The organism is Alteromonas sp. CyTr2, from assembly GCF_947311905.1.
GTDB lineage: Bacteria > Pseudomonadota > Gammaproteobacteria > Enterobacterales > Alteromonadaceae > Alteromonas > Alteromonas macleodii.
Genome location: NZ_CAMZMZ010000015.1, coordinates 80,380 through 92,760 on the forward strand (window position 1 = coordinate 80,380; position 12,381 = coordinate 92,760).

Sequence of the window (12,381 nt, forward strand, 5' to 3'; positions counted from 1 at the left end):
GGCGTAGCACCTCCTATTACATATTTAATTTATAAACCAATTTTACTGATAATCTGATTCGCTACAGCACGCGCACTTTGGTCGTCTGTATCAACAATGTAATCAGCAACTTCTTCGTAAAGCGGGTTGCGCATTTCTGCAAGATCGCGAAGTACTTGTTCTGGATCTTCGTTTTGTAGCAAAGGACGACGTTTGTCACGTTGTGTACGGGCAACTTGCTTATCGATTGTCGTTTGTAGGTAAACAACGATGCCGCGGGCAGATAAACGATTACGCACAGCTTTAGTTACAATAGAACCGCCGCCAGTAGCAAGTACAATACCTTGCTTATCTGTCAAATCGTTAATGACGTTTTCTTCGCGTTTACGGAAACCGTCTTCGCCTTCAAGGTCGAAGATCCAGGCAATGTCTGCACCCGTGCGGCGCTCAATTTCCTGATCCGAATCAAAAAAGTCTAGGTGAAGTTCGTCTGCCAGATGTCTACCGATGGTACTTTTGCCAGCACCCATTGGGCCAACTAAAAAGATATTACGTTTTTCAGCCATATTTGCTTATATCACAACTTAATCATGTTAGGGGCAGTGCACTGTTGCCTTACCAGCCTACCCATTGACTCGTGCCTATTTAGTGTCCAATAAGCACCACTCCTTAAACCTCGCTTAAATTTCGAGGCGGGGATTATCTCAGTTTCATGCAAGGCGTTGCAAGTTTTGTTACTAACAAATAGCGTATACCTGTAAATTTAGTTACAAAAAAAGGCTGAAAACCAAAAAAGCGCACAAAAATGCGCTTTTTTGAAGGCTAAAAATGAGGATTATGGTCTTTCAGTGACTATCTTGGGTGTCACAAAGATAAGTAGTTCTCGTTTTTGCTGAAGTTGTGACGAGTTTCTGAAAAGGGCACCAACGACAGGCAAATCACCAAACAAAGGCACTTTCGACACGCCATCAGAACTGGTTTGTTGGAATATGCCACCCAATACGATGGTTTCGCCGTTTTCTACCAATACCTGCGTTTTAATTTCTTGGGTATCGATGGCTACGGCCTCACCAGTAGACGTAGAAACGGTTTCGCCACGGGTATCTTGCGTAACAACTAAATCCAAAATAATGCGATTATCAGGCGTAATATGTGGCGTAACTTTCAGTGACAAAACGGCTTTTTTGAACTCTACTGAAGTCGCACCGCTAGACGTTGCTTGTACGTAAGGTATTTCCGTACCTTGTTCAATGTAAGCTTCATGCTGGTTAGCAACCGTAATACGAGGACTCGCAATAATTTCGCCTTTGTTTTCAGATTCTAGTGCGGAAAGCTCAAGGTCTAATATGGTGCCATCAACCAAGCTCGCAATTTGAAAGCCAATGCTACCCGCGGCGCTGGTCACAGGCAGGTTCACATTAAGGCGATTATCAATGCTAGGCACTATGCCGCCGGCAATGGTGTCTGCGCCCTCAAGGCTTCCCGACACACCATTATCGTCTTGACGGTCGCTGAAACCCCAACGAACGCCAAGCTGCTCGTCTACATCGTCAAGCACAGTAACCATACGGCTTTCAATCAGCACTTGCTTTACTGGAATATCTAACGCATTGATGGTTTTTCTTGCTTCATCAATAGAGGCTAACGTGTCGCGAATAAGTAAAGTGTTGGTTCGTTCATCTACTGTAACACCCCCTCGCTCAGATAAGATCCCGCCCTCTGTCGACTTTAAAATCGTGGCCAGGGCAGCAGCTTTTGCATAGTTAACAGGAATATTAACCGTATGAAGAGGCGCTAAGTCTGAAACTTGCTTTTTAGATTGAAGGGCTTGGGTTTCACGAGCCGATAGTTCTTCAGCCGGTGCAATTAATAAAATGTTGCCCTCTAAGCGTTTATCCAGACCTTTAACACGCAAAATCATGTCGAGAGCTTGATCCCACGGAACGCCCGACAAGCTTATCGTTACGTTTCCTGTTACGGTGTCGGTGGTCACTAAGTTAAACCCATTAACCTGCGCAATAATTTGTAAAACTTGTCTCACAGGAACATCTTGAAAATCGAGCGAAATGGGGTCGCCTGTGTATTTCTTTTCCGCTTCCAAGGCGTCTTGCTGCGCGCTGTCCATTGGCGTTATCGCCATACGAATTACGCCGTCTTTTACCGTATTTTGAACCGTAACTGGGCCCGAATAATTAACCTCAATTCGCGCGCCATCTTTATCTTCGAATGTCTCGATGGTAGAAACCAACGTGCCGAAATCAGCCACATTAAGTTCTACCAATTGGTCTTCGCCTAACTTGGTGTTTGGTAATGTAAGGGATACTTTTCCTTGTGACTCAATAAGCTGAAGCTTTGGCGCTTGGCCCTCAAAACTCACCAGTGTTACAGCGGTATTGTTAGCTGCTTGAGTAAAGTCGATGTTTGTGACCGTGGTGGTAACGGTTGATGCATTTCGTTTAGTATCAGGGTCGACTAACAAAGGCTCTTGGGCTTTTACTGGCGAAACAAATACGGTTAATGAAAATATTGCAGCCACAGCGAAAGCCAGCCAATACCATCTAGGCACTCTACGATTCAGAGATTTGTTAAATATGTATCGTTCGGCCATGCTTACTCTCCCGCCTTCGATGCTGTAGTCATTGTTGTTGTTTTCCTTTGCCAGCAGCCCGCACCATCAGGTAATAACTGTTCAATAGTAATTGAGTCGGTGCTAATTTGCGTAATTTTGCCATAAAACAAGCCGATACGACTCCCTACTTTAGCTTTATGTAATACGCCATCGTTACTTTTCAATAATGCCCACTGCACTCCTTTAACGGCAAAGTTGCCAGTCAGTGCGAGGGCGTCCACGCCATAGGCTTCCAATGCTTCTTTAGGGCGCTGGAAGTTTGGCTGTAAACAGTTTTCTACCCGCGCTTTTGCTACTGGAGCTGCGTTGTTCTTAGGGCGATCGAACGGGCTTCTTAAAGCGCTTGCCGAATAGCTAAAAGGTGGGTGAGTCTTGAATTCTGGATACGGTTCAATTTGTGGCTGAGCACGCTCTTTAACACTCTGTGTATAGGCATGCAGATCGTCGAGTTTAGGTGAACAGCCTGTTACTAACAATATGATCAAAAGAGATAAAAACGAACGAATCATTGTTCATCTCCTTCAATGTCTGTCGAGTTTTCCGAACGATAAGTTTTCGCCTGCAGCTTCAGCGACAGACCATTTGCTTCACGCTTTATGTCAAAATCGTGAAGTGTAACGATACGAGGTAAATCTGCGACTTTGGAAACGAATTCGCCAAAGTTGTGATAGCCACCGCTTACTTCCATTTCGATAGGTAGTTCGGTGTAAAACTCTTTTGGTACTTCTTGTTGCCAGTTAAGCAACTCAAACGTGAGGCCCGATGCGGTACCAACGTAAGTGATATCGTCAAGCAAACCCGGTGTTTCGTTGCTGGTTGGAAGACTTTTCAGCATAGACGAAAAGTCTTCCTTAATTTGCGCAAGTTGGGCTTGGTAAGCTTCTAAATTAGCCGCAATGCGGTACTTTGCTTCGAACTGTAACTTTAGTTCTTGTTCTTTTAATTCAGCCGCATCTTTAATCGGTAATTTGGGGCTTATTAGCATGTAGTAGCTCAACGCACCTACCAATATTGCGACAAACGCCGCCACAACAATGCGAACTTCGTTTGGCCAAATAGCGATTTGTTCAAAGTCGAGTTCGTTGAGTTCTTTTAGTTTTGAAACATCAAACTTCATGGTTATTGCGCCTCACTACTTTCTATTTCTAGGGGAGCAACATTGGGGTTTATCGAAAACGTAAGCGTAAAGTTGCTAATCGCTCTCGCAGCACTGCTGTCGGATTTAATGGTAGAAAGCTCTGCGGCAACGAACACTTTCGAGTTGTCCAGCGCGCGCATAAAGTCGGAAAGACGATTATTCGAATCACTAGTACCTTCAATTTCAATGCGATTATTGCTTCTGGTCATAGACTCAAAGGCCACGCCGGGAGGAACGAGTTTAGCAAGTTCATCAAATACTATAGGAGCTACATTGCGACTTGCTTGCAGTTGCTCAATTAATGCCATGCGCTGCTCAATGGCATTTTTACTATCTTTAACCTTTTTTATCTCTGCAATTTGCGCATCTAAAACCGCGATTTCCCGTTCAAGGTATTGATTACGCGAGTTTTGATTACTGATTTGCTGGTCGATAGCTTGACCAATGAACCAAAAAATCAATCCTACAATGGCGGCAACGGCAAGTAGCCCTGCCACGTATTGTTGTTTTTGATGTTGGCGCTGCTTCTCTCGCCAAGGTAGTAAATTTACATGTGCCATGGCGTAAAGCTCCGGCTCGCTAGACCCGCTGCAATCGCAAGCTGTGGTGCAATTTTGCTAAGTCTCGTGGCATCAAGTTTAGGGTTTATCGACATGTTGCTAAACGGATTGAAGCAATCAACCTCTAGGCCTAAGTCTTGTTTTAAAATGTCGACTAACGGTTCAATAGTAGCGGCACCGCCGCTAAACAGTATTTTGGTGGGGCGCTCTGCATGTAGCGTGCTCATATACATTTGTAATGCACGGTTGATATTTTGCTGTAGGTTAGCGGCAAATATAGGAAGCGTATCTTCCACCCAATTTCCAGACAGCGTGCCATCAAGTAGCTGACGCTCTGCGGTTTCACGCTCAACCATATGAATGGCGCTAATATCGTTAATTAGCTGATTTAAGCCAAAGGCGTGCTCTTTGGTGTAGATGACGTCGCCGTTTTTTATTACGCATATTTGAAGTAGCGAGGCGCCCACATTAATACAGCAAAGTGGCATGTCTTCGGTATGAGGCGTATGGAAAAAGTCCATGGCATTGCCGATGGCATAATTTTCCATATCAACAATTTTGGGCTCAAAGTTAGCTTCTCTTGCAAGCAGCAAGCGACTGTCTACCAAATCTTTATGCGCAGCGGTAAGTAATACATTTACTTTTCCTGTGTGCGTTGTGCTTGGCCCCATTTCTTCAAAATCTAAATATACTTCTTCAAGCGGATAGGGAATGAGACTGTCGGCTTCGATCTCAATTTGATTTTCTAAATCGTAATCGCTTTGCTCTGGGTCCATATAGACGATTTTACTGATCACTGACGTGCCAGCCACAGCAACATTTGCCAGCTTTAATTTTGTTTTTAGCGACTTTCGAATTTTCTTGAGAGCAATGCTTACTGACTCATAATCTTTAATATCACGCTCAGAGAAAGCGATTTTGTTAATTGGCTCACAGGCATACCCTTGAAGGACGAACCCGTCTTTCGATTGCTCTAACCACACCGCTTTTATTTGACGCGTGCCTATATCTAAGCCCACAATGGGCGGCAGCTTTTTCTTAAACAGCGATTTCATGTGCAAGTGTCCAGTTTCAAAGGTAGTTGCTCTAAAGTACAATGTTACTCTAATAGTCTTATGCGTATGGTTCTAGAGATAACACATACGTATAAAATATACGTCATTTCAACAAAATGTCTTGGTATCCGTTACAGTGAAGTACATCAAACCACTTATTTTATTTAGTTTTCTATCAGGCCTTCTTGGTTTTGCAGCACTGGTAGGTATTTACTTTTATATCAAACCTGACCTACCAAGTGTTACTGTACTTAAGGATGTACGCCTGCAAACACCCATGCAGATATACACCAAAGACGGAAAACTTATTTCACAGTATGGAGTTAAACGGCGGATCCCCGTAAAACTTGAGGAAGTGCCGCAAGAATTAATTAACGCCATACTCGCTACCGAAGACAGTCGCTTCTACGAACACCACGGTATTGACCCCATTGGTATAATGCGTGCTGCAGTAAGTTTAGTCCTTACTGGCGAAAAGCGTCAGGGAGCAAGTACGTTAACCATGCAGCTAGCACGAGGGTTTTTCCTTAGTCGGGAAAAAACCTATATCAGAAAGATCAAAGAAATCTTTATAGCACTGCACATGGAGCAAGAGCTTTCTAAGCAGGAAATTCTTGAGCTGTACCTCAACAAAATCGAATTAGGCCATAGAGCGTTTGGTTTTGGGGCGGCCGCCCAAGTTTACTATGGCAAACCGCTTAATGAACTCTCTTTAGCTCAAATTGCTACTATTGCAGGTCTTCCAAAAGCGCCATCAGTGCTTAACCCCATCAGCGGGCCGCAACGTTCTGTCGAGCGCAGACGCGTGGTTTTACTTCGTATGCTTGACGAAGAGTACATCACTAAAGCGCAGTTCGATGAAGCTGCGAATGCGCCAGTTTCAGCGAAAAAGCACGGTGCTGAAATTGAAGTGGATGCGCCTTATTTGGCCGACACCATTTATAACGAAATGGTAGAGATTTATGGAAAAGAAGAAGCAGAAACCGGCGGATACCAAGTTTTTGCGACTGCAACGTCAGATCTTCAATTAGCTGCTCAGCGTGCGGTGGTTCGAAATCTTCATGACTATGATGAGCGTCATGGCTATAAAGGCGCGCTTGGCTACTTATGGAATATTCCTAAGCCAGAAGGAAAGGATGACGCGATTCCACAACTTTCATTGAGCTATGACATAAGTGATAAGACAACACGAGAAGAGTGGGATAACGAATCAATCATGCGCGTGCTTGAAGAGATTCCTCACATTAAACCTCTTTTGCCATCGGTTGTTACGAAAGTAAATGAGCAGTCGATAGAAGTGTTGTCTGTAGATGGCAAAGCAATAACAGTCGAGTGGGATGGACTAGATTGGGCCCGACGCTACATTACAGACTTTAGGCAGGGTAGTGACCCCAAAACCGCTTCAGATGTGACTCAAGAAGGGGCGGTCATTTATATCAGACAGCAAGAAGGGCAGTGGCGCATTTCGCAAATCCCTGAGGTGAGCGGAGCGTTTATCGCACTTAATCCGAAAAACGGTGCGGTTGAAGCGGTTGTTGGTGGCTACAGCTTTTATCAAAGCCAGTTTAACCGAGCAACACAGGCCAAGCGCCAAGTGGGCTCGAACATCAAGCCTTTCGTTTATTCTGCTGCATTAGACAGTGGCTATACCCTTGCATCCATCATCAATGACGCTCCTATTAACCAATGGAATGCGGCGACGGGTGTAGCTTGGCGACCGCAAAACTCGCCAGCTGAATACGACGGCCCAATTAGAATGCGTAAAGCCCTTGGTAAATCGAAGAACGTGGTATCGGTTCGACTATTGCGTGGTGTTGGTCTTAGAGAAACGGCCGATTACTTAACACGCTTTGGTTTTAATAAAGACGATATCCCACTTGATGAAACCGTATCCCTTGGGTCGAGTTCACATACGCCGCTTGAAGTAGTAAGAGGTATGTCGGTCATTGCGAACGGTGGCTACTTAGTAAACCCTCATTTTATCAGCAAAGTGCTTGATGAAAACGGCGATGAGCTTTGGAAAGCAAACCCAGTTTGGGCGTGCAATCGTTGTGAAAATCAAAGCGATCCAGAAATACTACCTGAAGACGAAGAAGCCGATATTGAAGCCTTACTTGCCGCTGAACTAAATCAAGATATTTTACTTGGCGACGTCGATGATGACGAAGCTGCAGAAAAAGTGATTGCGCCTCAGGTTATTACTGCTCAAAACGCTTTCTTAGTGGCAGAAATGATGCGAACGGCTGTGAGAGCAAACGGAAATTGGAGCAAGAAAACCTATTGGTTAGGCACCGGCTGGCGTGCTCGTAATATTCTTCAGCGTACTGACATAGCTGGGAAAACGGGAACCACGAATGACTCGCGAGACACGTGGTTCAGTGGTTTCCACAAAGATTTGGTGGCCACCACATGGGTAGGCTTCGACAACATGGGGCGCCAGTTAGGGCGAGCTACGCGAAACCAAAACCTCATTAACAAGAATGCTGAGAAATTCAACTGGATAGGCAACGCCATGATCGGCATTGAAGATGGAGCTAAAGCTGCTGAGCCAGCGTGGATCAGATTTATGCAACATGCTCTAGAAAATAAACCACATACGCCAATGCCCGTACCAGAGAATATAGTGCGTGTTCGCATTGATCGTACCAGTGGAAAGTTGACCAGACGAACAGACCATACGACACTATTCGAATATTTCCTGCAGGGAACCGAGCCAACGACTTATGTTCGCGATGACGAAGTGTTGGATCCGGCCACGCAGGATACGACTACTGCGCCTGAGCCAGAAGAAATATTCTAATTACTAAGAGGCACGTTGCACGCGTGCCGCTTCAGGCTTAGGTGATGTATTTGCCTGAACACATTATCGGAAAACCAATGTCAGAAGATTCACAGCGATATCTTTATATTCCTCATGCCGGCCCTTCATTGCTGGAAACCCCCCTACTGAATAAAGGCAGTGCCTTCACTGCACGGGAACGTGCGGCGTTTAACCTGACGGGTCTAGTGCCACCAAGGTATGAAACCATCGAAGAGCAGGTTGAACGTGCTTACATGCAATACAGCAGCTTTGACGAAGCACTAAACAAGCATATTTATCTGCGCGCAATTCAAGACAATAACGAAACCTTGTTTTACCGCCTAATTCAAAAGCACATCGATGAGATGATGCCCATCATCTACACCCCTACTGTAGGTGATGCATGTGAGCAGTTTTCAGATATCTATCGCAGTTCGCGTGGCTTGTTTGTGTCGTATGAAGAACGTCACCAGCTTGATGACATTGTTCGCAATGCAACGAAGCGCAAAGTGAAAGTGATTGTTGTGACTGACGGTGAACGCATTCTAGGCTTGGGAGACCAGGGTATTGGTGGAATGGGCATTCCTATCGGTAAACTATCGCTTTACACAGCGTGTGGTGGAATTAGTCCAGCATACACATTGCCCGTAATGTTAGATGTAGGTACTAACAACGAAAAGCTGCTAAACGACCCAATGTATATGGGGGCGCGCCATCCGCGTATTGGACAGGAAGAATACGACGAATTCGTTGATATGTTCATTAATGCCGTGAAGCGACGCTGGCCTGATGTAATGATTCAGTTTGAAGATTTTGCGCAGCCAAATGCTATGCCGTTATTAAACCGCTATCGCAACGACGTGTGTTGTTTTAACGACGATATACAAGGCACTGCTGCCGTTACCCTTGGTACTATTTTGGCGGCATGTAAAACCAAGCAGCAAAAGCTACGCGACATGAAGGTGGTGTTCGTGGGTGCGGGTTCGGCAGGCTGTGGTATTGCTGAAATGCTCATTCAACAAATGGTATTTGAAGGCCTGACTGACGAGCAAGCACGTAAGCAAGTGTTCATGATTGACCGTTTTGGTTTGGTAACCGAAGGCATGGAAGGCTTACGCGACTTCCAACAAAAGCTTCAGCAGAAAAATGCTGACTTGGCTGATTGGACGTTCAGTGGAGATTATGCGTCACTACTTGATGTTATGCACTGCGCGCAGCCAGACGTACTTATTGGTGTTTCCGGCCAGCCAGGCTTGTTCACTGAACAAGTTATCCGTGCCATGAAGCAAGGCTGTGAGCTGCCAATCATCTTCCCGTTAAGTAACCCCTCACGACAAGTCGAAGCGCGTCCTGAGCAAGTGATTGAATGGACAGAAGGTGAAGTGATTATTGCTACAGGTAGTCCGTTCAAGCCTGTAGAGTACGATGGCAAAATATTCCCTATCGCTCAATGCAACAACTCTTACATCTTCCCGGGCATTGGCCTTGGTGTTGTTGCATCTAAAGCGAAGCTTATTAGTGACGAAATGCTGATGGCCGCAAGTAACGCACTTGCTTCAGCGTCGCCATTAGTCAACACGGGTCAGGGTTCACTATTGCCACCTCTTGCTGCCATTGCAGAAATTAGCAGAGAGATTGCTTTTGAGGTGGGTAGAGTAGCGATGGAACAGGGACTTGCTCTTGAAATATCTGACGACGCATTGCGCGCCAGCATTGAGCGTAACTTCTGGAAAGCAGAGTACCGCCCTTATAAGCGGGTAAGCATCTAGTATCCGTTAACGTTATAAGAAAGCAGGCTTAGCCTGCTTTTTTGTACTTGTGAACAACGCTTTCACCATGACTTACAACCCAAAAGCTGAAGTAAGCCACCGTCTCACTGCTCGAACTTCATCCATTTCACGGCCGTATTCCAACCAAATGTAATATGGTGTTGCCTATGCGCAACATTTCCTTGCTCTGATATACAACTTACTCTTAATGGTTTTTAATAAGCTTTTGTTATATAAGGTTAATTTTTCATTGGCACAATCATTGATAACACATTCCCTGATACTCAAAAAAGGAAAGGTAGGTGTTAGAGATGAAAAAAATGAAAAACAACTCAAACTTTTTAGGTTCTAGATTCGTTAAACGTTCGTTTTCTACATCATTGGTTATGGCTGCGCTTGCCACGCTTAGCGCGTGTGGAGGCTCAGATGATAAGATCGAAGACCAGCCCACGCCCACCATGAGTACCTTTTCCCTTTCAGTTTCTGACGCCCCTGTAGATGACGCCAGTGAAGTAGTGGTGTATTTCGATGAAGTTGAATTAATTGGCAATGAATCACCAATCACGTTCTCAGTTGAAGATGAAAATGGTGATCCTCGAAGCATCGACTTGTTGTCGCTACCGGGCGAGCAGTTTGAAGTTATCGTAGAAGATACTGAAATCCCAGTAGGTGACTACGACCAACTTCGTCTTAGTGTGACGGAAGATTCTTACATAGTAACTAATGAGGGAACTTACCCTATTCGCGTGCCAAGTGGCGAACTGAAACTTGATGGTTTTACTGCACAACCTAACTTTGACGCAGCCTACACCGTTGAATTCGATTTAAGAAAAAGCTTAGTCGATCCAGTAGGTCAAGAGGTCATTATGCTAAAACCTCGCGGTGTTCGCTTAGTGTTAAATGATGACGTGGGTACGCTTAACGGCACAGTAGATAGCACGCTAGTGATGGACGAGAAATGCGCCGTAAAAACCGACATGTTTGTTGGCAATGCAGTTTATATCTACGAAGGTGAACAAAACCTTCTCGATGCCCTTGGTGATGACGCTGATGCAGGCGTGGATGATACCGAGTCGCGCCCTTTCACTGTTGTACCAGTAACGTACAGCGAGTCAGATGAAACATTCAATTTTACAGCGGGCTTCATGCCTCAGGGCGAGTATTCATTAAGCTTTTCATGCACGGCACTATTTGACGAGCCTGAAACGGACGAGGACGCCGAAGACGGTTTCTTTTTACAAACTATTGATGTTGCCACAGTTGTAGCAGGGGACACCACAACGGTAACCATCGAATAGTTCCAGTTTGCGGGCAACGGACTGCTCGCCTTTTATTCATAAAGCCGCGCTCTTGATATAGCTAAAGCGCGGCTTTTTTATGTCAATAAACGTATATCGCCGTTTATTAGTCGACACCGTTGAGCTATAAGTCTTTAAAAGCTGTTCTTAGTAGCTATGTATTGCACTAACCTTAACGATAAAGTCATTTAAAGGAATTGCTATGTCGACAGAAAGTAACTACACACCACCAGAAGTTTGGACTCAGGCTGAGGATGACGGCAACAAGTGGGCCAGCATTAATCGTCCTGTGTCAGGCGCTACCCATGAGAAGGCTCGTCCTAATGGTGAACATGGTTTGCAGCTATACTCGTTAGCTACGCCCAATGGTCAGAAAGTTACCATCATGCTTGAAGAGTTGTTGGCAGCTGGCGTGAGCGAAGCAGAATACGACGCTTGGCTGATTAACATTGGTGAGGGCGATCAGTTTTCTTCTGGGTTTGTTGACGTTAATCCGAATAGTAAAATTCCTGCTATGGTCGACACGACAACGTCACCAGAAACCAAGCTATTTGAGTCTGGGTCAATCTTAGTTTACTTGGCGGAAAAATTCGGTAAGTTCATTCCGCAAGACGCCCATGCAAAGGCGGAATGTTTCAACTGGCTGTTTTGGCAGGTGGGGTCAGCGCCTTACTTAGGCGGTGGTTTCGGGCACTTCTACAGCTATGCGCCATATCCAATGGAATATCCTATCAACCGCTTTACCATGGAAACTAAGCGTCAGTTAGATGTGCTAGACAAGCACTTAGCAAACAATGAGTTTATGGCAGGTAGCGAGTACAGTATCGCTGACATGGCTATATGGCCGTGGTACGGCAACTTGGTGCTAGGTAATTTATACGACGCAGCCACTTTCCTTCAGGTGCACGAGTACACCAATTTAGTCCGCTGGGCTAAGCAACTAGAGCAGCGAGAAGGCGTTAAACGTGGCCGTATTGTCAATAAGACCTGGGGTGACGATGGTCAGTTAGAAAACCGCCACAGCGCAAAAGATATCGACGACGCACTCGCCAAAGCCTAAATAATGGGGTCAGAGTCTGAGGTATCCCCACAAATAATATTGCGATATCAATAAGATAAAAAAGATAGGAACATTCATGACGTTTGGTGATCA

At 45.2% G+C, this 12,381-nt stretch carries 10 protein-coding genes; 4 read left to right on the forward strand and 6 right to left on the reverse strand.

Features of this window, described 5'->3' with window-relative positions; all coding sequences use genetic code 11:
* Positions 1 to 29: 29 nt before the first annotated feature.
* The 6 genes from aroK to pilM all read right to left on the reverse strand — a co-directional run bounded on the left by aroK (position 30) and on the right by pilM (position 5,361).
* A complete protein-coding gene (gene aroK / locus QME20_RS10195) occupies positions 30 to 545 on the reverse strand; it encodes a shikimate kinase AroK (RefSeq protein ID WP_014948032.1) in 516 nt (171 codons plus the stop codon).
* Positions 546 to 814: 269 nt separating this feature from the next.
* Positions 815 to 2,587, reverse strand: coding sequence for a type IV pilus secretin PilQ family protein (locus tag QME20_RS10200; RefSeq protein ID WP_101563361.1), 1,773 nt, complete (start codon positions 2,585 to 2,587; stop codon positions 815 to 817).
* A 2-nt stretch (positions 2,588 to 2,589) separates the two neighbouring features.
* Positions 2,590 to 3,117, reverse strand: coding sequence for a pilus assembly protein PilP (locus tag QME20_RS10205; protein WP_014948034.1), 528 nt, complete (start codon positions 3,115 to 3,117; stop codon positions 2,590 to 2,592).
* A complete protein-coding gene (locus tag QME20_RS10210) occupies positions 3,114 to 3,725 on the reverse strand; it encodes a type 4a pilus biogenesis protein PilO (RefSeq protein ID WP_014948035.1) in 612 nt (203 codons plus the stop codon). Before QME20_RS10210 ends, QME20_RS10205 begins: the two co-directional genes overlap by 4 nt.
* 2 nt (positions 3,726 to 3,727) lie before the next feature.
* Positions 3,728 to 4,306 (reverse strand): PilN domain-containing protein, encoded by a 579-nt coding sequence (locus tag QME20_RS10215; RefSeq protein ID WP_168532913.1) that lies wholly within the window; start codon positions 4,304 to 4,306, stop codon positions 3,728 to 3,730.
* On the reverse strand, positions 4,294 to 5,361 hold the full coding sequence (gene pilM, locus QME20_RS10220) for a type IV pilus assembly protein PilM (RefSeq protein ID WP_039225089.1): 1,068 nt from the start codon (positions 5,359 to 5,361) through the stop codon (positions 4,294 to 4,296). Before pilM ends, QME20_RS10215 begins: the two co-directional genes overlap by 13 nt.
* 136 nt (positions 5,362 to 5,497) lie before the next feature.
* On the opposite strand from pilM, the gene QME20_RS10225 reads away from it, so the two are divergent.
* From QME20_RS10225 to yghU, 4 genes are all read left to right on the forward strand, one after another.
* A complete protein-coding gene (locus QME20_RS10225; RefSeq protein WP_014948038.1) occupies positions 5,498 to 8,161 on the forward strand; it encodes a PBP1A family penicillin-binding protein in 2,664 nt (887 codons plus the stop codon).
* 77 nt (positions 8,162 to 8,238) lie between these two features.
* Positions 8,239 to 9,930 carry an NAD-dependent malic enzyme gene (locus tag QME20_RS10230; protein WP_049588787.1) on the forward strand — a complete coding sequence of 564 codons (1,692 nt, stop codon included), beginning with the start codon at positions 8,239 to 8,241 and terminating at the stop codon, positions 9,928 to 9,930.
* Between the two features lie 311 nt (positions 9,931 to 10,241).
* On the forward strand, positions 10,242 to 11,228 hold the full coding sequence (locus QME20_RS10235) for a DUF4382 domain-containing protein (RefSeq protein WP_168532908.1): 987 nt from the start codon (positions 10,242 to 10,244) through the stop codon (positions 11,226 to 11,228).
* 202 nt (positions 11,229 to 11,430) lie between these two features.
* On the forward strand, positions 11,431 to 12,288 hold the full coding sequence (gene yghU, locus QME20_RS10240) for a glutathione-dependent disulfide-bond oxidoreductase (RefSeq protein ID WP_039225087.1): 858 nt from the start codon (positions 11,431 to 11,433) through the stop codon (positions 12,286 to 12,288).
* The last annotated feature ends 93 nt before the right edge of the window (positions 12,289 to 12,381 follow it).